Raw genomic sequence first — 25221 nt, forward strand, 5'->3', positions numbered from 1 at the left:
GGGAGGCCGCCGCTAGGCGAACCTGGACCGGGGGCGCTCCGGCCGGTGCCCGGCCGGGGACAGGCAGGCCGCGAACGGGCCGCCCGCGCCGCGCAGCCGGTCCAGAGTGGGGTCGAGGTGGTCGCGGTGCCACCGGCCCGGTCCGGAGCCGCCGGAGACGGAGGTGTCGGTGAGCTCCTCATAGGCCAGGCGCAGCGCGTGCAGGCGGCCGACCGCCTCGTGGTGCTCCCACCACACCGGGCACCAGCCCTCCGGGCCGGCGTAGACGGGCACCAGGAAATCGTCCACCCAGGCGACCAGGGCGGCGAGCTCGCCCCGGTAGGCGTCACGGGACAGGTTGAAGATGAACGGCGCCGCGGCCGGGGGCTCCTCCTCGGCCCGCTGCGCGGGCGCCGAGGCGAGGTCGGTGAGTTGTGTCTGCAGCCGGATGACGTCCGCGCCGAGCTTGTGCATGGCGTTCTGCAGGAGGGCTACCCGGTCGGTGAGTCCGGCCTCGGCCGCGATGCGGTCGTCGGTATAGGTCATGGGGCGAGTCCCGTGCTGCTCTTCGGTGCCTGAAAAACCTGACTTTTTGGGCTGGAGAAAGTAAATCAGGATCGAACGCGTGCCCCGAGCGCGGACGCGGGGCGATACTCCGTCTCCGACCGTACGCGACCGCCGCCCGGGTCCGCGGACGGCGGTGCGGCATGCCGCTGAACAGGCCGGACCCCGGTCCGTGCGGACGGCGCGACCCCGCGCGCCCACCGAGCCGCGCCGTTCGCGCGGTTTTCCGGGACCTCGTGGCCGTCCCGGGCGCGGCCCGGTGGCCGCACGGCGGGAGGTGCGGCATGCTGCGAGAGGCGGCGGACCGCGCCCGCACCGCGCGGGCCGGGATGTCCCGGTGGCCGAGGGAACCGGGACGGGCCGCCGCCCGGGAACGAGCTGCGAGGGGAGCCGCCGTGCGCCAGGCACACGACGTGGAGACGGTACGCAGGGCCGAGGGAACGCTCATGGCGCGGCTCCCGGAAGGGGCCCTCATGGCGCGGGCCGCTGCCGGGCTGGCGTCGGTGGTCGCCCGCGTGCTTCCCCGGGTGTCCGGCTCCCGCGTGGTGCTGCTCGTCGGCAGCGGAGACAACGGCGGCGACGCCCTGTACGCCGGGGCCCGGCTCGCTCGACGGGGCGCCGGCGTGCGCGCGGTCCTCGCCGGCTCGCGGGTGCACGCCGCCGGGCTCGCGGCGCTGCGCGCGGCCGGTGGCCGGGCGGTGGACCCCGGCGGAGCCGAGGAGGAGCTGGCCGCCGCCGACGTGGTGGTGGACGGGCTCGTGGGCATCGGCGGTCGCGGCGGGCTGCGCGAACCGCACGCCACGCTCGCCCGCCAGGCCGCCCGGATCGCGGCTCCGGTGGTCGCGGTGGACCTGCCGAGCGGCATCGACGCCGACACCGGTGCGGTGACCGGACCGGCGGTGCGCGCCGACGTCACGGTGACCTTCGGCACCCACAAGCCCGGCCTGCTCGTCGACCCCGGGGCCGAGCACGCCGGGGTGGTGGAGTTCGTCGACATCGGGCTGGCACCGTGGCTGCCCGGCCCCCTGGCCGAGGCGCCGCAGGACGCCGACATCGCCGCGCTGCTGCCGCGCCCGGGCGCCGAGTCGGACAAGTACCGGCGCGGGCTGCTGGCGGTGGCGGCGGGCAGCGACCGCTACCGCGGGGCCGCGGTTCTGGCGGTCGGCGGCGCCGTGCGCGGCGGGGCGGGCATGGTCCGCTACGTGGGCCAGGAGGGCGTCGCCGCCGACGTGGTCCGCCGCTGGCCGGAGGTCGTCACCGCCGTGCAGGACCCTGCCGACCCGGTCGCGGGGCTGCCCGGCCGGGTGGCGGCGTGGGTGATCGGTCCCGGGCGCGGGCTGGACGCGCCGGCCGAGGCGGAGCTGGCGGCGGTGCTGGAGAGCGAACGGCCGGTGCTGGTCGACGCCGACGCGCTCACCCTGGTCTCCCGTCGGCCGGACCTGGTGCGGAACCGGAAGGGGCCCACCGTCCTCACCCCGCACGCGGCCGAACTGTCCCGGCTGCTCCCGGGCAGCGAGCCCGCCGACATCGCGGCCCGCCGCCTGGAGTACGCCCGCCGGGCGGCCGGCGAGTACGGCTGCACCGTCCTGCTCAAGGGGTCGACCACGGTGGTCGCCGACCCCGACGGGCCGGCCGTCGTCAACCCGACGGGGACGCCGCTGCTGGCGACGGCGGGGACGGGGGACGTGCTCTCGGGTCTCATCGGCGCGCTTCTGGCCGGCGGGCTGGCTCCGCGTTCGGCCGCGGCGTGCGGCGCCTACCTGCACGGCCGCGCCGCCCGTCTCGCCGGGCGGGGCGCGCCGATCTCGGCGTCGGACCTTCCGGGCGCCCTGCCGGCCGCGGTGCGCTCGGTGCGCGAACGTGGGGCCGGCCGCCGGACATGACGGTGCCGCCACCGGACGGGGTCCGGTGGCGGCACCTGACGGGTGGCGACTGGGTGGTGGTCGGCGACGGTCCGGCCGGCTGAGCCGGCCGGTCTCGGAGCCCCTTCCCCGGCCCGAGACCTGCACGGCCTCGCGTACTGCTCCCAGTCGCCGGGGTCACAGCCCCGGCATCACTTCTTGTGGTGCCGGTTGTGGGTGTCGGCGTGGCTGTGGATGTGGCCGGACTTGGCGCCCTTGAAGCCGGTGAAGGTGAAGCGCTCGTCGAACGTGGAGCTGTCACCGTCGTGGCCGTGGCGGTCGCCGTGGTGCCCGTGGTGGCCGTGCTTGCCGTGCTCGCGCTCGTGCCCGGTCTTGGCCTTCGACTTGACGTGGCAGGTACCGGCGCCCCGCGGGCCGGCGAACGTCTTGGCGGCGTCGAAGCGGGACTCGTCGGCCATGGCCATGGCCGGGGCCCCCAGGATCAGGGCCGGAGCGATGACACCGGCGACAGCGAGACGGCGCAGAGTCTGGTACATGTGACGTGTTTCCCCTCCGGAAAAGAGACCTGGCGCTCTGCCAGATCCGGCTCGTTCGCCGGGCCGCGTCCCGCCGTTTCCGCTGGTCGGTGCGCTTCCCTTGAGCCACACCCATGCTCGCTCCGGGCACCTCAAATAGAAACAGTGCGCAGTCGTTCGATCGCTAAAGATGAGGGTTCGTCCTTAAACGACCGTTGACCAGGTAGAACGACACGAAATGCCCTGTTTGGTAGTCGGAGGTTTGGGACACCGCACTCGGTTTCCCCGACGGCGTGCGGCATCCCGATGTGCGCACCGCCGCCGGACGGCCGACGGGGACCCTAGACGCGCACTCGGCGGCCGGGTAAAGGAATGTCTGGAGGTACCGAGGGCGGAACGCGCGCAACCCCCCGCCTACGGCGCCGCAAAACCGTGGATGATCTCCCTGCTGATCTTCCGATCCGGCTCGGGCGCCGCCCGGCACCCGGGCCGCCCGGCGGCGGGCGACGGCCCGCGGCGCCGGTTCAGCCGGCGAGCCTCCGCGCGCGGCGCAGGCCGCGCCCCACAGTGTCGGCCACGAAGGACGCGCCCGGATCGTCCGGCACGGTCAGCATGGCGAGGTCGGCCTCGGTCACCCACGCGAACTCGGTGTGCTTTTCCGGTTCCAGAGCAGGGGAGGCGAGATCCCCGGACACCCGCACCAGATAGTCGACCTCATGCCGCTCGATCCCGTCGTCCGGCGTCCAGACCAGCCGGCCCAGATCGGCGAGGACCTCGGCGAGCCGCCACCCGGTCTCCTCACGGATCTCACGGGCGAGCGCGCCGAGAACGGTCTCGCCCGGCTCCACATGGCCGCCGACGATGTCCCAGCACCCCGGGAACAGCCGGCGCGAGGGCGACCGGCGCTGCGCGAAGGCACGGCCGCGCTCGTCCAGGATGACCGCGCCGACGACCCACCGGGTGGCGGTGTCGATCCGGGGAACGTCGACTCCCGCCGCCACGCGCACGTCCGGGTACATCCGCCACCTCACCTTCCGGCATCGGCCCCGACCGACCCTACCGCCGCCTCGCCCACGGCGACCGGGGGAACACCTCCCGGTGGATCGGGCGACCCGTTACGGTAATCCGGGGCGTCCCCGGCTCCGCCCGGGATGCCGGGAACGGGTGCTCCGGCGGGGGATCGCCGATAGCGTAGGCGCTTCCCGGGGCGACCCGCCTCGACCGCCCACACCGGAGCGCCACAGCTCTGCCGGAACCTGCCACGGGAAGCCGAGGGCTATGGACGAACAGGCCATGCTCACCCGCGACCTCGTCTTGCGGGTCTGCGCCAACGCGACCGAGTTCGACGAGGGATGGATCCGGGCGGACGGCAAGATCACCGCACCGTTCACCGCGTCCCGGGACAAGGCGCTCATCGACGCGATCATCCGCGCCGGGCACGCGGTGGGCGTCGACCGGCTGCTGGTCTGCCGGACCCGCGCCGAGTACGCCTACGAACCGGTGACCCTCGTCCCCGCGGACCGCGCCGCGCTCGTCGACCTGATCCGCGGCTGGGGGAACGACCCCACCGACTTCCTCGTCGTGGTCGAGGACACCTCGGCCGCCGTCCTGGTCACCGCGAGCACACTGACGGTCGCGGCCGGCCCCGACGACTTCGTGCGCGCCCTCGCCGGCCCGGACATCGCGGCGGCCCGGGCCGCCTTCGCCGAGGAGGCGCGCAGCGAGCGCGACGGCGACCTGCTGCGCGCCGCGCACCGTTACGGCTGCCTCGAACAGGGCGCCCGGCACGCCCGGGGCTCCCGTGGTCCCGGCCCGGACCTCGCCGAGCGCGTCGCCACCCAGATCGACACCATCCGCGCCGACGCGCCCCGGCTGGTGAACGTGCTCCGCTCGCTGCGCGCCGTGCTCGGCTGGGCCATGGTCGGCGTCCTGCTCGTCGCGACCGTGTTCGTGCCCGCCCTGTCCGCCGTGACCGCCGCCGTGCTGGGCATGCTCTGGCTGCTCGCCCAGCTCGCCTGGCTCGCCCGGTCGCGCACGGTCGGCTTCGCGGCGCTGGTGCGCATGCTCGCCCTGGGCGCGCTGTTCGTCTGGCCGATCGCGCTGGCCGAACGGGCGGTCGCCGGGGTACTCGGCCTGCCCCCCGAGGACCCGTACGCCTACGCCTACGTCGCCGTTCCGGTGGAGGAGGCCGGCAAGCTGGCGCCGGTGGCGCTCTTCTGGCTCGTGGCGCGCCGCAGGTTCGCCCGTATGGCCGCCGTGGACTACCTGCTGCTGGCCGCCGCGGCCGGTGCGGGCTTCCACCTCGCCGAGACGGCCGTACGCGCCACCGCGCTCGCCTGGCCGGGAGACCTGGCGGGGACCGGCTTCGCGCTGTTCCAGCTCCTGCCCGGCGGGACCGTCCTGCCGGAGACCGGGGTGCGCTTCTCCGGGCACGGGGTGACGACCGGCCTGGTCGGCGCGGCACTGGGCCTGGCGGCCGTCGGCCGGCGGCGCTACGGCGCCTGGCTGTGGCTCCTGCCGCCGCTCGCCCTGGGCGCCGCGGCGCTGGAGCACCTCAGCTTCAACGCGCTGCTGGCCGGGCTGGAACCCACCACGGTCACCTCGCTGATGTTCCGGCTCTACGGTCAGGGCCACGCGACCCGGTGGCTGCTGCTGCTCCTGCTGCTCTGCGCCGTGATCATGGACTACCGGCTCGCCCGGCTCGCCGCCGATGTCACGCCGCGGCTGCCCGGCCTCGCCCCACTGGCCGACCTGCAGCGCCGGGCCCGCGGCCGTGCGGTGCGCATCCGGGTGCGGATCCCCGGCGACATCGCCCCGGTCTTCCGCAAGCTCGGGCTCGCGTGGGCGCGTTTCCCGGTCACTCTCGCCGAGGCGCTGTCCGCCGCCGCGCACGAGTTCGCGATCATGGTGGTCGCCGCGAGCCGCGGACCGGCGGCGCTCTGCCGCACCTGGCGGTTCCTGCGCCGACGGCGTGAGTACGCGATGGGCGCCGTCCGCGCCGCCGGCCGGCCGTGGCGCCGCGGCGGCTCCCGGGAGGACCTGAGCGCCGCGGAGGTCCGCATCGCCACCGACCTGGGGGTCGGGCCCAAGGCCGCGGCGACGGCCGCCGGACTCGCCGTGGCCGTCACCACCGCCCTGGCCGCCGCCCCGCCGGGGCTCGCCGCCGGAGCCGAGCCGGTGGCCGGCTACGCGCTGATGTCGCTGCGCGCCGCCGCCGCGTGGCTGGCCGACCTTCCCGCCGACGTCCGGCCGTGGGTCTGGGCCGCGCTGGCGTCGCTGCTCGGACTGCTGCTCACCGGGTGGGGCGTCCCGCGGTCGCACCCCAGCGCGCAGAACTTCCTGCGCGACCCCGGCGGCAACGTCAGCGGGCTCCTCGGCGCGCTGGCGCCCGGCCAGCTCCCCTACGCCGTGGCCGCCCTCGTCGGACTGGCGGTGCCCCGGAGCGCCGACCGGCTGCTCCGCAACGGCCGGTGAGCCCCGGCCGACGGCCCGCGGCGCGGCCGCACCCAAGCGAACCTCGCCCGGCGCATGTCAAACTGGAGATCATGCCGCCATTCGCAGAAGCCCGGGTCGATCTGGACGCGATCCGCACCAACATCGAGGTGCTCCGGGACCGCGCCCGCAATGCCGACGTCATGGGCGTTGTCAAGGCCGACGCATACGGGCACGGAATGGTGCCGGTCGCCCGCGCCATGGTGGCGGCCGGCGCCGCCTGGCTCGGCACGGCGCTCGTCGAGGAGGCGCTGCAGCTCCGCCGCGCCGGCATCCGGACCCGCACCCTCGCCTGGATCCTCCCGCCGGGCGCCCCGATCCGCGAGGCGATCACCGCCGACATCGACCTCGGAGTCAGCACCCGGTGGGGGCTCGACGAGATCGCCGAGGCCGCCCGGGCGGCCGGCCGCCCCGCGCGCGTGCACCTCAAGGCCGACACCGGCCTCGCCAGGGGCGGGGTCACCCCGGAGGACTGGCCGGAGGTGGTCGAGGGCGCCGCCCGCGCCGAGGCCGCCGGACTGCTCCGGGTCACCGGGGTGTTCTCCCACTTCGCCCGTGCCGACGAGCCGGGCCATCCGTCGATCGCCGCCCAGCTGACCGCCTTCCACGACGCGCTCGCGCTCGCGGAGAAGGCCGGGCTGCGGCCCGAGGTGCGGCACATGGCGAACTCGGCGGCCACGCTCACCCTCCCCGAGACGCACTTCGACCTCGTCCGCCCCGGCATCGCCGGTTACGGACTGAGCCCCATCCCCGACCTCGCCGGGACCGGGCTGCGGCCGGCCATGACCCTCAGCGCGCCGCTCGTCGCCGTCAAACGGGTGCCGCGCGGCACCGGCGTCTCCTACGGCCACCGCTACGTCACCGACCGCCCCACCACGCTGGCTCTGGTGCCGCTCGGCTACGCCGACGGCGTGCCACGGGCCGCCACCAACATCGGCCCGGTGCTCGTCGCCGGCCGGCGACGGCGCATCGCCGGGACGGTCTGCATGGACCAGTTCGTCGTCGACATCGGCGACGACGAGGCGCGCGCCGGCGAGCCCGCCGTGCTGTTCGGCGCCGGCGACGGCGGCGAGCCGACCGCGCAGGACTGGGCCGATGTGCTGGACACCATCGCCTACGAGATCGTCTGCCGCGTGGGACAGCGCGTCCCGCGCCACTACGTGGGACGTCCGGAAGGAGACGGGGAGTGGCCCGCTCCGCGGCGAAGCGGGTGAGACGCTTCGGCCGCACGGTCGCGGGCGTGGTGCTCGGCGGTGCCGGACTCGTCGCGGGCGGCGCCGCGGCGGTGGTCGCCGCCGAGAAGCTGCTCGTCGCGCGCATGCGCGGTCGGCAGGACCCCGAAATCGGCGAGGGGTTCGGCACCCTGCGCGGCACGCCGTGCACCGTCGTGACCGACGACGGCGTCCCGCTGCACGTCGAGGTGGACGGCCCCGAGGACGCGCCGGTGACCATCGTGTTCTGCCACGGTTACGCCCTCGACCAGGACTGCTGGCACTACCAGCGGCGCGACCTCACCGGGATCGGCCGCCGGGTCTTCTACGACCAGCGGTCGCACGGCCGCTCCCGGCGCGGCCGGCCCGCTGACAGCACCATCGACCAGCTCGGTGCCGACCTCCACCGGATCATCGAGGCGACCGTGCCGCCCGGCGGCCCGATCGTGCTGTTCGGCCACTCCATGGGCGGCATGTCGATCCTGGCCCTGGCCCAGCAGCACCCCGAACTTTTCCGTGGCCGGGTGCGCGCCGTGGCCCTCATCGCCACATCCGGACGGCTGAATCAGGTGACGCTGGGGCTGCCGGCCTTCCTCGGCCGCGCGGTCGACGCCGCGGCCGAGCCGGTGATGCGCACGCTCGCCTGGCAGCCCGCCATCGTCGACCAGGGACGGCGGGTCGGCGCCGAGCTCTCCTTCCTGACCTCCCGCATGCTCGGCTTCGGCGCCGGAGAGGTCTCCCCGGCGCTCGTGGACCACCTGGACGAGATGATCCGGCGCACCCCCACCGACGTGCTCACCGAGTTCTGGCCCGCGCTCAGCGACCACGACAAGCAGGAGGCGTACGCGGTGCTCCGGGATGTGCCTACCCTGGTGGTGTGCGGTGACCGAGACCGCATGACGCCCATCGAGCACAGCGAGCACATCGCCGCGGCGCTCCCCGACGCCGACTTCGTCCGCGTCCCGGACGCCGGACACATGGTGATGATGGAGCGGCCGGCAGTCGTCAACGAGGCGCTGCGGACCCTGCTCGCCCGTGCGGGCGTCCGGGAGACGCCGCCGGCCCCGTCGGCCGGAGGCGGCACCCCGCCGACCATCGACGCTGCGAGCCCATGACCGATTCCACCGAGACCACCGTCGCGAACACCGTCGCCGTCACGGCCGCGACCGACGCCGACATGCGCGCGCTCGCCCGCCGGATCGCCGCCGGTCTGCGCGCCGGTGACCTGCTGATCCTGTCCGGACCGCTCGGCGCGGGCAAGACCACGTTCGCCCAGGGCCTCGGCGAGGGCCTGGGAGTGCGCGGCCCCATCACCTCGCCCACCTTCATCATCGCCCGTGTGCACCCTTCGCTCGTGGGCGGCCCCGCGCTCGTGCACGCCGACGCCTACCGGCTCGGCGGCCCGGAGGAGATCGAGGACCTCGACCTTGAGGCGGCGCTCGAAGACTCCGTCACCGCCGTGGAGTGGGGCGAGGGCGTGGTCGAGGGCCTCTCCGAGGACCGCCTGGAGATCGCCATCGACCGGCGTCCGGACGACACCCGCACCGTGCGCGTGACCGGAGTCGGCCGCCGGTGGGCCGACCGACTCCCCGTCGAGGAATAGGCTGGTTGACCGTGCTTCTCCTGGCTTTCGACACCGCGACCCCGGCGGTCACCGCCGCCGTCTGCGAGCCCGACGGTGCCGCCGTCCGGGTCCGCGCCCGCACCTCCACGGTGGACGCCCGCCGGCACGGTGAACTGCTCACCCCCGGCATCCGCGACGTCCTCGCCCGCGCCGACGCGACCCCGGCCGACCTCACCCACATCGCGGTCGGCATCGGCCCCGGGCCCTACACCGGCCTGCGCGTCGGCCTGGCCACCGCGCACGCGCTCGCCGAGGCGCTCGGCATCGCCTGTCACGGGGTCGCCACCCTCGACGCCATCGCGCACGCCTCTGGACGCGACACCCCCTTCATCGCCGCCACCGACGCGCGGCGCAAGGAGGTGTTCTGGGCGCGCTACGCCGACTCCGCGACCCGCATCGGCGAGATCGCCGTGGACCGGCCCGCCGACGTGCCCACCGGCGGCCTTCCGGTGATCGGCCACGGCGCCCGGCTGTACGCCGACGTGTTCGGCCGGTCTCCGGAGGCCGCCGAGCCGCTGTACCCCTCAGCGGCGGCCCTCGGGGAGTTCGCCGTCCGGCGGCTGCTCGCCGGTGCCGAGCTGCCCGAGCCCCGGCCGCTCTACCTGCGCCGCCCCGACGCCCAGGTCCCGGGCGCGCCCAAACGCGTCTCGCCCGCGCGCGGTCCCGTCGCACGAGCGTGAGGGAGCCGGCGTGACACCCGTGACACCCCGATTCCGGCTGCGGCCCATGACGGCCGCCGACCTCGACGCCGTCATCGAACTCGAACTCGCGCTGTTCCCCGGTGACGCGTGGAGCCGGAAGATGTTCCAGGAGGAACTGACCTCGCCCGACCGGCACTACCTGGTCGCCGAGGAGGACGGCGGACCCGGCCCCCGGATCGCCGGGTACGCCGGACTGCGGGCCGTGCCACCCGAGGGGGACGTGCAGACCATCGCGGTGGCCCGGGCGTCGTGGGGGCGCGGCATCGGCACCGCGCTACTGACCCACCTGCTCGCGGAGGCCGCACGCCGCGGCGTGCGCGACGTCTTCCTGGAAGTGCGCTCGGACAACCCGCGCGCCCAGGACCTGTACAAACGGTTCGGCTTCGTGGAGCTGGGCGTCCGCCGCGGCTACTACGCGGGAGCCGACGCCATCGTCATGCGCCGTACGGCCCCCGCCACGGAGGAGGGTTCTCCGTTCACCGCCACGGAGGCCGAATCTCCGTTCACCGCCACGGAGGCCGAATCTCCGTTCACCGCCACGGAGGCTGCGCCCGCTCCCCCGGCCGACGAGGAGAGAACATCATGAGCACCACCGATCTGCCGCTGATCCTGGGCATCGAGTCGTCCTGCGACGAGACCGGCGTCGGCCTGGTCCGGGGCTGCGAGCTGCTGTCCGACCAGGTCGCCTCCAGCGTCGAGGAGCACGCGCGGTACGGCGGCGTGGTGCCGGAGGTCGCCAGCCGCGCCCACCTTGAGGCCATGACGCCCACCCTGCACCGGGCGCTGGACGGCGCCGGAGTCGCACTGGCCGACGTCGACGCCATCGCGGTGACGGCCGGACCGGGCCTCGCCGGCGCGCTGCTGGTGGGAGTGTCGGCGGCCAAGGCGTACGCGTTGGCACTGGACAAGCCGCTGTACGGCGTCAACCACCTGGTGGGGCACGTCGCCGTGGACCAGCTCGAACACGGTCCGCTGCCCAAGCCCGCCGTGGCGCTGCTGGTGTCGGGCGGGCACACGTCGCTGCTGCTGGTCCGCGACCTCGCCACCGACGTCGAACTGCTCGGCGACACCGTCGACGATGCGGCCGGCGAGGCGTACGACAAGGTGGCCCGGCTGCTCGACCTGCCCTATCCCGGCGGCCCGCCCATCGACCGCGCGGCACGCGAAGGCGACCCGTCCGGGATCTGGTTCCCGCGCGGCAAGTGGGGGGACGGTACCTTCGACTTCTCCTTCTCGGGCCTGAAGACCGCGGTGGCGCGGTGGGTCGAGGAACGCGAGCGCACCGGCGCGGAGCTGCCGGTTCCGAACATCGCGGCGGCTTTCCAGGAGGCCGTGGTGGACGTGCTCACCCGGAAGGCGGTGGACGCCTGCCGGGCGCACGGGGTCGAGCACCTCGTCATCAGCGGCGGCGTCGCCGCGAACTCCCGGCTGCGCGCTCTCGCAGAGGAGCGCTGCGCCGCGGCCGGGATCAAGCTGCGGGTCCCCCGGCCGCGGCTGTGCACGGACAACGGCGCGATGATCGCCGCCCTGGGCGCCGAGGTCGTCGCCGCCGGACTGCCCCCCTCGACGCTGGACCTCGCCACCGACACGGCGCTGCCGGTCGGCCAGGTGCTGGCGGGCTGACCCCCGGGCCGGCCGGCGGCGGCACGCCGGCCGGATCCGCCGGAAGCGCGGCCGTGCCGGGAGGCGCGACGCCGTCAGCCGTGCGGCATCGACCGCGCGGCCGCGCGGACCCGCTCGGCCCACGCCGCGACCGCCCCGCTCCCCACCGCCGTGCGGCCGACGCCCCGTTCCCGGAGCACCAGCGCCACGGGGACGAACCCTGCCGCCCGCGCTCACCCGTGCAGCGGCAGCCGCTTCAGCGCCGCCGCGACCGCGTTCCGTGGACCGTACACCGCGACGCCCACCAGGTGCAGCTCCTCGGCGGGCACCGCGCGGACGGCCGCGCGGTTGTCCTCGTCGTTGTCGGTGGCGAACAACTCCTCGGTGTAGACGCCCACCTGCAGTCCGCGCGCCACGGCGCGGTCCCGGGCCCGGGCCAGCCCCTCGGCATCGGCGGAGTGCACCACCACCGGCTGGCCGATCATGGGCAGGTAGCGGTTCCCGGAACCGTCCTCGTACGGCTTGCCGACGAGGGAGTCGACGCCGAAACCGGCCCCGCCCGCCAAGAACGCGGTCACGTTGAGCTTCTGCCACATCGCCAGGTCCTCCCGGACGGCGATCGCCATCTTGGTGTCGAAACGCATGCCGGCATCGTGGCCGAGGGGCGCCCACACGGTCTTGAACGCTGGTGCTGTGACAATGGGGAACATGACGGAGGACTGGGCCCGCTACTGGCGGTCGCCGGACCGGCCACTGGAGGCCATGCACGCGCACTTCGAGCGGCACGTGTACCACCGGCACAGCCACGACGGCTACTCGTTCGGCGTCACCGAGCGCGGTGCCCAGGCGTTCCGCTGCCGTGGCGCCCTGCGCACCAGTACCGCCGGCATGGTGATGGCCTTCAACCCGGACGACCCGCACGACGGGCACGCCGCCGACGTGATCGGATTCACCTACCGGATCGTGCACATCGGCCCCGAGGTGGTCGCCGATGTGCTCGCCGACCTCAGGGGCGGGCGGGAGTCCCCGCCGCTGTTCGCCGAGCCGGTGGTGCACGACCCCGTGCTGGCCCGGGCCTTGCGCTGGCTGCACGCGGACCTGCTCGGCGGGGCCGGAACACTGCGCCGGGACGAGTCACTGGCCGCCGCGGTGCTCGCGATGGTCCGCCGAGGCGCCACCCGTGCGCCGGGCGCCCCGCCACCGGCCCGTGGCCGGGAGAACGAGCGCGTCGCGCGCCGGGTCCGCGAGCTGCTCGCCGAGGCCGGTAGTGAGGACGTCGCAGCCGCGGACCTCGCCGCCGGTGCCGGGTGCAGCAGGTTCACCGTCTACCGGGCGTTCCGCGCGGTGCACGGTATGGCGCCCAGCGACTACCAGCGGCTGCTGCGCCTCCGCGCGGCGCGCCGGATGATCGGCTCCGGGACCGGCATCACCGACGCCGCGGCACGGGCGGGATTCGCCGACCAGAGCCACCTGACCCGGTGGTTCACCCGGTACTACGGCATCACGCCAGGCACGTACCGCGACGCGGCCGGGACCCGCCGGTAGCGTCACCGCGCGGGAGAATACGTGGCGTTGCGGCTATACCTTCCGGACGACTATGTTGAACCGACGCGTTCAATAAGAATGACCGAGTTGACATGGTGTGCCGACCGGCGTTCCGGAGCCCGCGGGAGACGAACATGCCGAAGACATACGTGATCACCGGCGGGACCGACGGCATCGGGGCGGCGGTGGCCCGCGCGCTGTTCCGGCGGGGCGACCACGTGGTGCTGGTCGGGACCGATCCGGTGAAGGGGGACCGGCTGGTCCGCGAGGCGGGCGATGCCAGGGGGAGCGCGTCCTTCCTGTCGGCGGATCTCAGCCTGGTGTCGGAGACCCGGCGGGTGGCGCGCGAGGTCGCCGGGGCGCACGCGGCGGTCGACGGACTCCTCCTGTGCGCCCGGTTCTTCCAGACGCGCCGCCGGGTGACCTCGGAAGGGTTCGAGCACAACTTCGCGCTCTTCTACCTGAGCCGGCTCGTCCTCGGCTACGGGCTGCTCGGCTCGCTGGAGCGGGCGGACGGTCCGGTGATCGTCAACGTCGCCGGGCCCGGCGGCGACACCCCGATCGACTGGGACGACCTGCAGAGCGCGCGCGAGTACGACGGCGTCCGCGCGATGTTCGTCACGGGACGGTTCAACGACCTGCTCGGCGTCACCTTCGCCGAGCGCCACGGCGCGGGGCCGGTGCGGTACGTGCTGTTCCAGCCCGGAACGACGGCCACCGGTTTCGCGGGCGACTACGACCCGCCGACCCGGCGGTTCGTCGAACGGCAGCGGGCCCAGGCGAAACCCGCCGCGGTGGTGGCCCCGCCGATCCTCCGGCTCCTGGACCACCCGCCCGCCGAACCGCTCAGCGCTTTCGGCATGGACGGCCGCATCGACGTGCGGAACGAACTCTTCTCCTCCGCGGCGGCGGCGCGGCTCGCGGCGGCGACGGAGGACCTGCTGGCGTCCCGGGTGGGCTGACGGCGACGAACCAATGTGAACGTTTCGTTCAAAATATTAGGTTGAAAATTGATCGTTGAAGGAGGAGAGTGGAGACATGAACGGTTCCCCGGACACCCCTGACTCCGCTTTCGCCCCGCCCGACCCCGACGACGCCCGCCGTCGTCGCGAGTACGCGGCACTGTTCCGCATCACCGAACGCCACGGCGGCGAGGACCGCCGGATCCCCCTGGAGCCGCTGGACGCGGTCCGCCGGGTGGCCGACCTCGCGGCCGGGTCGCGGCGCTCCGGAGCGGCCGAGCCCGCGGTGGACACCGCCGACCTCACCGCGGCGCTCAGCCTGCTGCCTCGGGTCCGGGCCGACGTCGACGCCCTGGAGAGCGGCCTGCTGCAGATGGCGCGCGGCCGCGGCATGACGTGGCAGGAGATCGCGTTCGGACTGGGCCTGGGCAGCCCGCAGGCGGCGCGGCAGCGGTACGAGAGGCTCACCGGCCGTGCCGAGCGGACCGTGCCGGCCGACGGCGCCGCCGAAGGCGGCGCCGCGTAGCGGGCCGCGGTCGCCACTCGGTGGCGGAGCGGCCGGAGACCCCGTCGGCCGGGACGCGCGCACGAGAACGGGGGCCGGCCCCACCGGGCCGGCCCCCGCTGGCGTCACGGGACCCGAGGGCTCACTCGTCGTCCTCGTCGTCCTCGATCACCCGGCGCTTCTTCTTACCGTCGCGGCCCGGGCGCAGCAGCGCCTCGGCCAGCGCGAGCATCGTCTCCTCCAGCGTGGCCAGCCGCTTGGTGACGTCGTCGTGCGACGTCTCCACGGCCTCGCTGATGGTCTCCTCGAACTCGTGCCGGTCCGGCCGGGCACGGACCTCGCTGAGCAGCGGGTCGAGGGAGTCACCGAGTTTGCGGCTGATCTCCTCGAACCGGTCGGTGTGGTCCACGACCGGCCGGTCCACCAGCTCGGACAGCCGACGGTGCACCTCGCTGACCTCCAGGGCGGCGGGCAACTGCCCGAGACGCTGGTTGACCGCCTCCAGACGATCGTCGATCGCCTCCAGCCGGCCATCGACGCCGTCGAACTGGCCGTGCACGCCCTCGAACTTGCCCTCGACGCCGGTGACCCGGCCCTCGATGCCGTCCAGGCGGCCGTTGACGCCGTCGATGCGGCCGTCCAGCCCGTCGATCTTGCCTTCGACGCCCTCGAAGCTGCCCTCGAAGTGACCCTCGAAGGTGTCGAAGCGGTCGGCCAGCCGCCCGAGGCCGTGCTCGAACCGGCCGGTGAGCGACGTGTGCTGGCTCTCCACCTTGCCGGTGATCGAGTTCAGGTGCCCGTCGATCCGTGCGGTCAGCTCGCGGTCCTGCTGCTGCAAGCGGCTCTCCACGGACTCGCGGTGCTCGGCGAACTGGCCCGCGAGCGCCTCGTGCTGCTCGGCGGCGCGGGCGGTCAGCGACTGGACGCTCTCGTCCAGCGCGCCGCGCAGCTCGGCACTGCTGGCCTCGCTCCGCTCCGCTAGCGCGGCGAGGGCGGCGTTGGTCTCGGTCACCGTGCCGCGCAGTTCGGTCACGGCGGCGGTGGCCTCCGCGTGATGCCCCTCGACCTTGGCCCGCAGTCCCTCGGCGGTCTCGGTGAGGGCACCGCGCAGCTGCTCGTGCTGCTGCTCGTCACGCTCGCGCAGTTCCGCGGCCTGCCGCTCCAGCTGCTCGTGGAGGTCGGTGCGCTGCTGGCGCAGCTGGCCGCGCAGTTCGCCCAGCCGCTCCTCGGTCTCGCTCGCGAGCTTGAGGACCGCGCTGTTGGCGTCCGCAACGGCGGCGGTGGCCTCCGCGTGGTTCTCCTCGGCCTGCGTGCTGAGCAGCTCGACGCTCTCGGACAGCGCCGTGGCGAGCGCGGCGCGGTGCTCGTCGCTCTTGCCGCTGAGGGTCGCGACGCCCTCCGCCAGCTTGCTGGTGACGGCGTCGTGCTGCTCGTCGGCCTTGCTGGTGAGCGCCTGGGCGGTCTCTTCGAGCTTGCTGGTGACGGCGTCGTGGTGGTCGTCGCTCTTGGTGGCGAGGGTGTCGACGCCTTCGCGGAATCGCTCGGTGAGGGTCGTGGTGTTCTCGGTGAGCTTGGCGGTGACGGCCTCGTGCTGCTCGTCGGCCTTGCTCGCGAGGGCCTGGGCGGTCTCTTCGAGCTTGCTGGTGACGGCGTCGTGCTGCTGGTCGGCCTTGCCGCTGAGGGTCGCGACGCCTTCCGCCAGCTTGGTGGTGACGGCGTCGTGGTGGTCGTCGCTCTTGGTGGCGAGGGTGTCGACGCCTTCGCGGAGCCGCTCGGTGAGGGTCGTGGTGTTCTCGGTGAGCTTGGCGGTGACGGCGTCGTGCTGCTCGTCGGCCTTGCTCGCGAGCGTCCGGACGCCCTCGTCCAGCCGGCCGGTGATGGCGGTCTGCTGCTCCTCGCCGCGGCTGATCACGGCCTCGTGCTGTTCGCGCAGCGTCGCACCAAGGGCCTCGTGGTGCTCGGTGAACGTCCGGGTCAGGGCCTCCCGGCCCTCCTCGACCACCCGCTCCAGCGCCTCGCGTCCCTGGGCGATGGCGGCGGTGACCTCCGTGTGCCGCTCGTCCGCCCGGCCCAGCGCCGCCTCGTGCCGCTCGTCCACGCGGTCCCGGACACCGGCGACCGCCTCGGACAGTTCCGCCGACCGGGAGGTCAGCGTCTCCAGTGAACCGTCGATCAGGGTGAACCGGGCCTCCACCGCCGCGGCGAGCTGCGTCACGCGCTCGCTGAGGGCGTCGACCTGGCCGGCGGTCCGCACCGCCGTCTCGGTCAGCCCCTGCAGGCGGCTCAGCGCGGTGTCGAGTTCCCCCGCGATGCCGGTGACGTCGGCGCGCAGGGCGGGGAGTTCACCGACCGGCTTGACCCGCTCTCCGACCTGCTCGATGTGCTCGGCGAGGGTCTCGGCCCACTCCGGGGGCCGGCTGGTCAGCTCGTCGACCCGGGACTGGACGGCGGCGACCGCCTCGGCCAGCGTGGTGAACTCGCGCTCTCGGAACTCACGGAGCAGCCATTCCATGCCCTCCAGTCGCTGGCGCATCTCCTCGGTGACCGCGCCCTGCGATTTCTGCTCCGAGATCTGGTCCTGCGCGGCTCGCGAGAGGAGTTCCCGCATACGGTCGGAGATCCCGGTCTGACCTCCCCCGTTGAGGAAGTTCTGGTTGCTCTGTTCCACCGAGGTGCTCCTTTTGATGTGGCGCCTCCCATCCGCTTCGACCTCGGATGGGCGGTGTTCTCGTCGGAGTCTGGCAGGCCGTGCGGTCCGCGGAAAGGGGCGTACAGGGCACACGAGGCGCCCACAGAGTCACCGACGGCAGTGCCCTGCCTACTGGTTGTAGGGGGTGCAGGTGATGACGAGACTGCCTTTTCGGCCGATGTCCCGTCGGTCGGACGTGATACGCCGCCAGAGGAATCCACGAGAAGGGAGAAGGATTCAGCGGAGATCAGTCTAACGACACGGAACTCCGCTGCCTGGGCGGTGGCGTAAAGGACAGAGTTTTCTGCTTCACCCGACTATGGGAGAGCTGGCGCTTTTTCCGGAGTTCGTCACCATGTCGGGAGTAGGTGTGTTTTGTCCGGTTTGTCGATCATGTGGCGCTGACCTCGGCACACAGCAGGCAGATCGGGCGATCGCCCACCCGGGTGAGCACCACGACGACCGAGTTGGGGCCCGACGGACGCAGATCGCGCCGCAGCCGCTCGACGTCCACCGCCGATCCGCGTTTCTTAATCGTTACGATCCCGACCCGTCGCTCCCGCAGCACCGCCCGCAGTCGCTTCAGGGAGAACGGCAGCACCTCCAGCACCTCGTAGGCCCGGCAGAACGGGGTCGGCACCAGCCGGTCGGCGGTGATGTAGGCGATGTGCGGATCCAGCAGCGCACCGTCCACCCGCGCCGCCGCCTCGGCCACCAGGTGGGCGCGCACCACGGCGCCGTCCGGCTCGTAGAGATAACGCCGGGGTGCGGCCACCGGCGGGTCGCCGAGGCCGGGATCGGCCACGAGGACGGCCGGTGCGGCCGGGCCGTCCCCGGACGCGCCGGGCCCAGGGCGGGTGTCGCGCAGCAGCGTGGCCTGCCGCGGCGCGCCGCGCAGCGGGCCGAACCACAGCGCCGCCTCCTTCACCTCGCCGTCGACCGAGATCCACTCGGCGGTGGCGTCCGGCGGCACCAGTTCGTGCGGCAGTCCCGGGGCCGCCTTGACGCAGGCGGCCGGCGCGCCGCGAGCGAGGTCGAGAACGGTCCGCCACGGCGGCGCGTAGGAGTCGGGGTCGAAGATGCGGCCACGCCGCCCGCGCCGTGCGGGATCACACAGGACGGCCGCGTACCGCCCGGGCGGGGTGTGCGTGACGTCGCCCTCGCGCACGCGGGCCAGATCGCCCAGCCCCAGCGCCTCGACGTTCGCGGCGGCGACCGCGGCGGTGACCGGGTCGAGGTCGACTCCCTCCACCGGGACCCCGGCGCGCGCCAGCGCCGTGAGGTCGGCGCCGATCCCACAGCACAGGTCGCCGACCATCGACCCCTCCGGCACGGTTACGCCGAGGGCGAACCGGTGGGCGCGGTAGCGCGCGACCACGCCGCGGGTGGCCTGCTCCAGGCCCGCGGGGGTGAAGTACATCCGATCCGCCGCCGCACCGAACTTCTCCCGGGCGCGCCCGCGCAGCCGTGCCTGGGTCATCGCGGCGTTGACCAGCTCGGCGGTTCCGGCCGTTTCCCCGCCGGGGCCGGCGGGGAAGGCACCGTCGGTTTCGGCCGCGCGCCGCAACCGGGTCGCGGCGGCCAGCGGGTCGGCCTCGATCTCGGCGGCGTCGGCCTGGGCGAGCAGCCACTGGCCGGCCGGAGTGAGCAGCGCTTGAAAGGCCGCGGCAGCCGAGATTTGCCCGCTTGTCACCCTGCTGTTCCCCCGTGACCTGTTGTTTGACGGGCTGGGTGGGCCCGGCTATGTTCCCATATTGGCACTCTCAGCGGTAGAGTGCTAATCGCGACGAGGCCGGTCTGGGCACCCGCGACGACAGGCCGCCGTGGTCGCCCCTTTGCCAGCATGCCGTTTCGAAACATCGAATCATGAAGGGGGAGGTCACAACCGTGTCGACCGCCACCGCTAGCAAGACCGTGCTCAAGCCGCTTGAGGACCGCGTCGTCGTCAAGCCGCTCGAAGCCGAGCAGACCACCGCCTCCGGCCTGGTCATCCCGGACACCGCCAAGGAGAAGCCGCAGGAGGGCGAGGTCCTCGCGGTGGGCCCGGGCCGCTGGGACGACGAGGGCGAGAACCGCATCCCGCTCGACGTCAAGGTCGGCGACGTCGTTCTCTACAGCAAGTACGGCGGCACCGAGGTCAAGTACAACAACGAGGACTACCTCGTCCTCTCCGCCCGCGACCTGCTCGCGGTCGTCGAGAAGTAACGTCTCGGGACTCCCCGACGTCAGTGAGCTGACAGCCCGCCCCGGCCGGCCGATCGCCGGACGGGGCGGTTCGATTTCGGACGTACTTGCAAGGACTGAGGACCCAACCGATGCCGAAGATCCTGGAATTCAAGGACGACGCGCGGCGCTCGCTGGAGCGCGGCGTCGACCGCCTCGCCGACGCCGTCAAGGTCACGCTCGGCCCGCGCGGCCGCAACGTCGTCATCGACAAGAAGTTCGGTGCGCCGACCATCACCAACGACGGTGTGACCGTCGCCCGTGAGGTCGAGCTGGACGACCCGTACGAGAACCTGGGCGCCCAGCTCGTCAAGGAGGTCGCCACCAAGACCAACGACGCCGCCGGTGACGGCACCACGACCGCCACCGTGCTCGCCCAGGCGCTGGTGCGCGAGGGCCTGCGCAGCGTGGCCGCCGGTGCGTCCCCCACCTCCCTGAAGAAGGGCATCGACGCGGCCGCGCAGCGGGTCTCGGAGATCCTGCTCGCCGGCGCGCGCGAGGTGGAGGAGCGCGGCGACATCGCCTACGTGGCCACCAACTCCGCGCAGGACCAGCAGATCGGCGACCTGATCGCCGAGGCGTTCGACAAGGTCGGCAAGGACGGTGTCATCACCGTCGAGGAGGCCCCGACCTTCGGCCTGTCCCTCGACTTCACCGAGGGCCTGCAGTTCGACAAGGGCTACACCTCGCCGTACTTCGTGACCGACGGCGACCGCCAGGAGGCGGTGCTCGAAGACGCGATCATCCTGATCAACCAGGGCAAGATCTCCAACCTGAACGAGCTCCTCCCGCTGCTGGAGAAGGTCGTCCAGACCAAGAAGCCGCTGCTGATCATCGCCGAGGACATCGAGGGCGACGCCCTCGGTGCGCTGGTCCTCAACAAGATGCGCGGCGCCCTCAACGTCGCCGCGGTCAAGGCGCCCGGCTTCGGCGAGCGCCGCAAGGCCATGCTGCAGGACATCGCGATCCTCACCGGCGGTCAGGTCATCGCCGAGGAGGTCGGCCTCACCCTGGAGAACGCCGAGCTCGACGCGCTGGGCAGCGCTCGCCGCATCACGGTGACCAAGGACGCCACCACGATCGTGGACGGCGCCGGGGCCCAGTCCGAGGTCGACGACCGCATCCGCCAGATCCGCAAGGAGATCGAGGCGAGCGACTCCGACTGGGACCGCGAGAAGCTGCAGGAGCGGCTGGCCAAGCTGGCCGGCGGCGTCAGCGTGCTGCGCGTCGGCGCGGCCACCGAGGTGGAGCTCAAGGAGAAGAAGCACCGCCTTGAGGACGCCATCTCCGCGACCCGCGCGGCCGTCGAGGAGGGCATCATCGCCGGTGGCGGCGCCTCGCTGGTGCACGCCGCGGCGGAGCTGGACGACCTCGGCCTCTCGGGCGACGAGGCCACCGGTGTGGGCATCGTGCGCCGCGCGCTGGTCGAGCCGGCCCGGTGGATCGCGGTCAACGCGGGCGCCGAGGGCTACGTGGTGACCGCCAAGATCGCCGAGCTGGAGAAGGGCCAGGGCTACAACGCGGCCAAGGGCGAGTACGGCGACCTGGTGGCCCAGGGGATCATCGACCCCGTCAAGGTCACCCGCTCCGCGGTGCTCAACGCCGCCTCCATCGCCGGTCTGCTGCTCACCACCGAGGCGCTCGTCGTGGACAAGCCCGAGGAGGAGGAGCCGGAGGCCGGTCACGGCCACGGTCACGGCCACTAGGGCGCGACCACGGGTGTGAGAACCGCCGCATTACCACGCGTGTCCCGGGCGGAGGCCCGGGACACGCGTGCATTTTGGGCACAATCACCCTAAATGTGATCATTCTGTTGCCAACATTCGTGACGTGTAAGTCCGTGCGTGCGGGCATCATTCGATACGTGACGGATCTACGCGTCGCGGGGGGCATGCTCGCGCACCGACCGAGTATCCAGCGCAGAGCGGACGACACGGAGCTGAACCACCTGACCTCGCTGGCGGTCCAAGGGGACCACGGGGCGGTGGACTCGCTCATTCGGGAGGTCCGTCCGATGGTGGTCCGCTACTGTCGAGCCCGACTGGCCCGCGTCTCCGGCTACGTCCACTACTCCGACGACGTCGCGCAGGAGGTCTGCATCGCGCTGCTCGCGGCGCTGCCGCGCTACCGGGACATGGGGCGGCCGTTCGCCTCGTTCGTCTTCGGGATCGCCGCCCACAAGGTCGCGGACGCGCTGCGCGGCAGCACCCGCGCCGACGTCCCGACCGAAACGGTGCCGGATCGCCCCGACGACGGTCCCGGTCCCGAGGAGGCCGCGGTGCGCACCGTGGAGGCCGAGCGGGCGCGGGCGCTGCTGAGTGAACTCCCCGAGCAGCAGCGGCGGCTGCTGGTCATGCGCGTGATTGCGGGTCTTTCTGCTGATGAGACGGGACATGTACTGGGAATGTCGCCCGGAGCGGTACGGGTTGCCCAGCACCGAGCTCTGGCTCGGCTTCGGGAAGTGGCCGTGGCGAACCGCCTCTTCTGACGGCCGCCGGCACGCCCCCACCTTCCCGCGCCCGCGCGGACCACGCTGCCCGTCCCGGATCCGCCAGCGGCACCACTGCTCGCTGCCCCGCGGCACCGGCTGGCGCCGCGCGCGATAGCCGTCGGCCGCGAGAGCGTCGCGCTCTGGACTCCCGGGCCGGACGCGCGTAAATTTACATGCGCAATGGCAACCAATGCTGACCCGCAGGAAATTCTGCGCGAGCGCCTGCTGGCGGTCGTCCGCTCGATGCAGCGCGACACGCTGCCCAGCCTGCTGCGTATGCAGGAGGGCGGAGACTTCTCGCTCACCGAGGTGGCGGTGCTCCAGGTGCTCGACCACGGCCGCGGCGCGATCCGGGGCGATCCCACCTTGAAAGAGCTGGCCACGCTCATCGGCCGTTCCGACTCGCGGACCAGCCGCCTGGTCGACCGCATGGTGCGGCGCGGGCTCCTCGAACGCTACGAGGACGGCGCCGACCGCCGGGTCCGGCGGGTCCGCCTGGCCGAGGCCGGTGGCGCGGTGGTCCGCCGCATCGCCGAGGTCCGGGTCGAAGCGCAGACCACACTGTGGGCCCAGCTGACCCACGACGAGATGGAGACCGTGGTGGCGGCCATGGAGCTGCTCGCCGCGGCCGCGCATCGGATGAGGAGTGAGCGCGATGAACGTGGTCGGCCTGGGTGACATCGACGCCGGGATGATCGGCCTGGTCGGCGGCAAGGCCGCCGGACTCGGCGCGATGGTCGCCGCCGGTGAGCGCGTTCCACCGGGTTTCTGCCTGACCACCGAGGCGCACCGCTCGGGGGTCGTTCCCGAAGCGGAACTGGCGGCCGCCTACGAGCGCCTGGGCGGTGGACGGGTGGCCGTGCGCTCCAGCGCCACCGCCGAGGACCTGCCCGACGCCAGCTTCGCCGGGCAGCAGGACACGGTGCTCGGCGTCGAGGGGATCGACGCGCTGGTCGCCGCAGTGCGCCGCTGCTGGGAGTCGCTGGACTCCGATCGCGCCACCGCCTACCGGGAGGCCAACGAGATCGACCGGGCCGACGCGCACATGGCGGTCGTGGTGCAGCGCATGGTCGAGGCGAGCACCGCCGGCGTGCTCTTCACCGCCGACCCGCTCAGCGGCAGCCGGTCCACCATGGTCGCCGACGCCGTCCGCGGTCTGGGCACCGCGGTGGTCGACGGCAGCACCGAGCCCGACCACTACACGATGGGGCCCGACGGCGCGAACGGCCCGGAGGACGGCTGCCTCACCCCCGCGCAGATCGCGGAGCTGCGCGCCGTGGGCGAGCGCCTGCAACGGCGGGCCGGCGTCCCGCAGGACGTCGAGTGGGCCTACGACGCCGACGGCGTGCTGTGGCTGCTGCAGTCGCGTGCCATCACCACGCTGTTCCCCCTGCCGGACGACCGCGGCCTGCCCGGTCCACGCGTCTACCTGGAAGTCGGCCACATGCAGGGCCTGCTGCGCGCGGCCACCCCCATGGGCCTGTCCATGCTGGACCAGGTGTGGGACCAGTGGATGGGATCGTTCATCAGCAGCCGCTCGTCCGGCGGCGGAGCGTCCGCGCTCATGCTCGGCGTGGGCGGGCGCCTCTACGTTGATTTGACCGACTTCGTGCGCAGCGCACGGGTGCGGCCGCGGCTCCCCGCGGCGATGGAGGTCTATGGCCCCCGTGTCAAGGCCGCGCTGGAGCACGTCCTGGCGGACCCGCGTTTCGCCCCCCGGCCCGGACTGCCGTTCAGCCTCGGGCCCACGGTCCGCCTGGCCCTGCGCTGGGGGCCCTCGGCGGTGGCGGGAGTCGTGCACGCCCTGGCGCGGCCCGCCGCGGCACGTGAGCGGGCGTTCCGTGGCCTCCGCCGCATCCGGGAGGAGGCCGCGGCACCGCCGCCCGCCGGAGCGCCCGCGGCCGAGCGCCTGCGCTTCGTCGAGCAGGGGAACGTGAACGACGCGCTGTTCACGGGGCTCACGGAGATGCTGTGGCCCATGATCGCCGGCGTCATGCTGACCGGGTTGCCCGCGGCCCTGCTCAAGGGCGTGGCCACCCGCGAGGAGACCGACACGGTGCTCGGCGGTATGCCGCACAACGTCACCACCGAAATGGATCTGGCGCTATGGCGCATGGCGGTCCGGGCGGCCGAACACCGTGACGTGTTCCTCGCGGCCACGCCCGCGGAACTCGCCGAACGCCACCGCGCCGGGACCCTGCCGGACATCGGGATGGCCGGATTCCTGGCCGTCTACGGGCACCGCGCCGCGGGGGAGGTCGACATCGGCGTGCCGCGATGGGCGGACGACCCCACCCCGCTGTTCGGGACGATCGTCAACTACCTGCGGGTGACCGACCCCGACCAGGCTCCGGACCGGCGGTTCGCCCGTGCCGCGGAGAGGGCGGAGGCGATGATCGACGAACTGGCGCGCCGGGTGCGCCGCCGGCGGCCGGTCCGCGGCCTGCTGGCGGTGTTCCTGATGCGCCGGTCACGAGAGCTCACCGGACTGCGGGAACTCGCCAAGTTCGCCTGGCTCGTCCCGTTCCATGAAATGCGCCGTCAGTTGCTGCTGATCGGCCGGGAACTGGCGGACCGGGGCCTCCTCGGCAGCGCCGAGGACGTCATGTTCCTCCGGATCGAGGACGTGCGCTCGGCGGTGGCCGAGGGAGCCGACCACCGCGCCCTGGTGGCCGAGCGCCGGGCCTTCCACCGGCGGGAGCTGCGGCGCCCGGAGGTGCCGGGGCTGCTGCTCTCCGACGGCACTGACGTCGAAGCGCTGCTGCCGGCGCCGCCGCCCGTGGCCGGGGCCATGGCCGGCAGGCCGGCGGCGCCGGGCCGGGCCACCGGCCGCGCCCGGGTGGTGCGCGACCCGGTCGGCGCGCACCTGGAGCCGGGGGAGATCCTGGTGGCACCCACCACCGACCCCGGGTGGACGCCGCTGTTCATGACGGCCGCCGGACTGGTCACCGAGACGGGGTCGCCCATCGCGCACGGCCCCACGGTGGCCCGCGAGTACGGCATCCCCGCGGTGATCTGCCTGCGCGACGCCACCCGCCGGATCAGTGACGGTGATCTCATCACGATCGACGGCACCACCGGCACCGTGCTGCCGGTGCGGTCCGGTACGGCCTCCGCTCCCGTCGGCGATCCCCCGCGCGCGACTCCCGCCGGCGCGCCCACGACGGGCCCGGCGGCGTCCACCGACCGCCCGTGAGCGACGGATCGGCGGCGGGGCGTCCGGAGTCTCCCGCCGCCGATCCAGCGGGGAACAAGG

The 25221-nt window shown here is 73.6% G+C and carries 21 protein-coding genes and 1 pseudogene; 16 read left to right on the plus strand and 6 right to left on the minus strand.

Annotation, left to right across the window (positions count from 1 at the left end; translation table 11 throughout):
- Positions 1-12: 12 nt before the first annotated feature.
- On the minus strand, positions 13-525 hold the full coding sequence (locus ACFQRF_RS16845) for a DUF4913 domain-containing protein (protein ID WP_379872041.1): 513 nt from the start codon (positions 523-525) through the stop codon (positions 13-15).
- Positions 526-938: 413 nt separating this feature from the next.
- Here ACFQRF_RS16845 and ACFQRF_RS16850 point away from each other — a divergent pair, with 413 nt between their 5' ends.
- On the plus strand, positions 939-2426 hold the full coding sequence (locus tag ACFQRF_RS16850; protein ID WP_379872042.1) for an NAD(P)H-hydrate dehydratase: 1488 nt from the start codon (positions 939-941) through the stop codon (positions 2424-2426).
- Positions 2427-2596: 170 nt separating this feature from the next.
- Here the strand turns inward: ACFQRF_RS16850 and ACFQRF_RS16855 are convergent, their stop codons facing one another.
- A complete protein-coding gene (locus ACFQRF_RS16855; RefSeq protein ID WP_379872043.1) occupies positions 2597-2941 on the minus strand; it encodes a hypothetical protein in 345 nt (114 codons plus the stop codon).
- Between the two features lie 503 nt (positions 2942-3444).
- Complete coding sequence (locus ACFQRF_RS16860; protein ID WP_379872044.1) at positions 3445-3939, minus strand: NUDIX domain-containing protein; 495 nt, start codon at positions 3937-3939, stop codon at positions 3445-3447.
- A gap of 259 nt (positions 3940-4198) precedes the next feature.
- On the opposite strand from ACFQRF_RS16860, the gene ACFQRF_RS16865 reads away from it, so the two are divergent.
- From ACFQRF_RS16865 to tsaD, 7 genes and pseudogenes are all read left to right on the plus strand, one after another.
- Positions 4199-6394: a PrsW family intramembrane metalloprotease gene (locus ACFQRF_RS16865; RefSeq protein ID WP_379872045.1), complete on the plus strand. Its 2196-nt coding sequence runs from the start codon at positions 4199-4201 to the stop codon at positions 6392-6394.
- Between the two features lie 71 nt (positions 6395-6465).
- On the plus strand, positions 6466-7626 hold the full coding sequence (gene alr / locus ACFQRF_RS16870) for an alanine racemase (RefSeq protein WP_379872046.1): 1161 nt from the start codon (positions 6466-6468) through the stop codon (positions 7624-7626).
- Positions 7599-8738, plus strand: coding sequence for an alpha/beta fold hydrolase (locus ACFQRF_RS16875; RefSeq protein WP_379872047.1), 1140 nt, complete (start codon positions 7599-7601; stop codon positions 8736-8738). The genes alr and ACFQRF_RS16875 overlap by 28 nt, the downstream gene beginning before the upstream one ends.
- Entirely contained in the window at positions 8735-9226 is a 492-nt protein-coding gene (gene tsaE / locus ACFQRF_RS16880) for a tRNA (adenosine(37)-N6)-threonylcarbamoyltransferase complex ATPase subunit type 1 TsaE (RefSeq protein ID WP_379872048.1), read from the plus strand. The genes ACFQRF_RS16875 and tsaE overlap by 4 nt, the downstream gene beginning before the upstream one ends.
- Positions 9227-9237: 11 nt before the next feature.
- Entirely contained in the window at positions 9238-9927 is a 690-nt protein-coding gene (gene tsaB / locus ACFQRF_RS16885) for a tRNA (adenosine(37)-N6)-threonylcarbamoyltransferase complex dimerization subunit type 1 TsaB (RefSeq protein WP_379872098.1), read from the plus strand.
- Positions 9928-9937: 10 nt separating this feature from the next.
- Positions 9938-10417 (plus strand): annotated as a pseudogene (gene rimI / locus ACFQRF_RS16890) (ribosomal protein S18-alanine N-acetyltransferase); the annotation flags it as partial.
- Positions 10418-10530: 113 nt separating this feature from the next.
- A complete protein-coding gene (gene tsaD, locus ACFQRF_RS16895; RefSeq protein WP_379872049.1) occupies positions 10531-11571 on the plus strand; it encodes a tRNA (adenosine(37)-N6)-threonylcarbamoyltransferase complex transferase subunit TsaD in 1041 nt (346 codons plus the stop codon).
- 212 nt (positions 11572-11783) lie between these two features.
- On the opposite strand, the gene ACFQRF_RS16900 is transcribed toward tsaD, so the two are convergent.
- Positions 11784-12194, minus strand: a complete 411-nt coding sequence (locus ACFQRF_RS16900; RefSeq protein WP_379872050.1) for a DUF2000 family protein — start codon at positions 12192-12194, stop codon at positions 11784-11786.
- A 64-nt stretch (positions 12195-12258) separates the two neighbouring features.
- Here ACFQRF_RS16900 and ACFQRF_RS16905 point away from each other — a divergent pair, with 64 nt between their 5' ends.
- The 3 genes from ACFQRF_RS16905 to ACFQRF_RS16915 all read left to right on the plus strand — a co-directional run bounded on the left by ACFQRF_RS16905 (position 12259) and on the right by ACFQRF_RS16915 (position 14583).
- Positions 12259-13095: an AraC family transcriptional regulator gene (locus tag ACFQRF_RS16905; RefSeq protein ID WP_379872051.1), complete on the plus strand. Its 837-nt coding sequence runs from the start codon at positions 12259-12261 to the stop codon at positions 13093-13095.
- 134 nt (positions 13096-13229) lie between these two features.
- A complete protein-coding gene (locus tag ACFQRF_RS16910; protein WP_379872052.1) occupies positions 13230-14057 on the plus strand; it encodes an SDR family NAD(P)-dependent oxidoreductase in 828 nt (275 codons plus the stop codon).
- Positions 14058-14133: 76 nt separating this feature from the next.
- Positions 14134-14583: a DNA-binding protein gene (locus ACFQRF_RS16915; protein ID WP_379872053.1), complete on the plus strand. Its 450-nt coding sequence runs from the start codon at positions 14134-14136 to the stop codon at positions 14581-14583.
- 121 nt (positions 14584-14704) lie between these two features.
- On the opposite strand, the gene ACFQRF_RS16920 is transcribed toward ACFQRF_RS16915, so the two are convergent.
- Together ACFQRF_RS16920 and ACFQRF_RS16925 are read right to left on the minus strand one after the other, a co-directional pair.
- Positions 14705-17230 carry an apolipoprotein A-IV repeat region-like domain-containing protein gene (locus ACFQRF_RS16920; protein WP_379872054.1) on the minus strand — a complete coding sequence of 842 codons (2526 nt, stop codon included), beginning with the start codon at positions 17228-17230 and terminating at the stop codon, positions 14705-14707.
- Positions 17231-17642: 412 nt separating this feature from the next.
- Positions 17643-18944, minus strand: a complete 1302-nt coding sequence (locus ACFQRF_RS16925; protein WP_379872055.1) for a class I SAM-dependent methyltransferase — start codon at positions 18942-18944, stop codon at positions 17643-17645.
- A 173-nt stretch (positions 18945-19117) separates the two neighbouring features.
- Here ACFQRF_RS16925 and groES point away from each other — a divergent pair, with 173 nt between their 5' ends.
- The 5 genes from groES to ACFQRF_RS16950 all read left to right on the plus strand — a co-directional run bounded on the left by groES (position 19118) and on the right by ACFQRF_RS16950 (position 25161).
- A complete protein-coding gene (groES, locus tag ACFQRF_RS16930) occupies positions 19118-19456 on the plus strand; it encodes a co-chaperone GroES (RefSeq protein WP_379872056.1) in 339 nt (112 codons plus the stop codon).
- 110 nt (positions 19457-19566) lie between these two features.
- Entirely contained in the window at positions 19567-21180 is a 1614-nt protein-coding gene (gene groL, locus ACFQRF_RS16935; protein ID WP_379872057.1) for a chaperonin GroEL, read from the plus strand.
- 158 nt (positions 21181-21338) lie between these two features.
- Entirely contained in the window at positions 21339-21962 is a 624-nt protein-coding gene (locus ACFQRF_RS16940; RefSeq protein ID WP_379872058.1) for a sigma-70 family RNA polymerase sigma factor, read from the plus strand.
- Between the two features lie 183 nt (positions 21963-22145).
- Entirely contained in the window at positions 22146-22643 is a 498-nt protein-coding gene (locus ACFQRF_RS16945) for a MarR family winged helix-turn-helix transcriptional regulator (RefSeq protein WP_379872059.1), read from the plus strand.
- Positions 22621-25161, plus strand: coding sequence for a PEP/pyruvate-binding domain-containing protein (locus ACFQRF_RS16950; protein ID WP_379872060.1), 2541 nt, complete (start codon positions 22621-22623; stop codon positions 25159-25161). Before ACFQRF_RS16945 ends, ACFQRF_RS16950 begins: the two co-directional genes overlap by 23 nt.
- Positions 25162-25221: the final 60 nt, after the last annotated feature.

The organism is Marinactinospora rubrisoli, from assembly GCF_042664915.1.
Lineage (GTDB): Bacteria > Actinomycetota > Actinomycetes > Streptosporangiales > Streptosporangiaceae > Marinitenerispora > Marinitenerispora rubrisoli.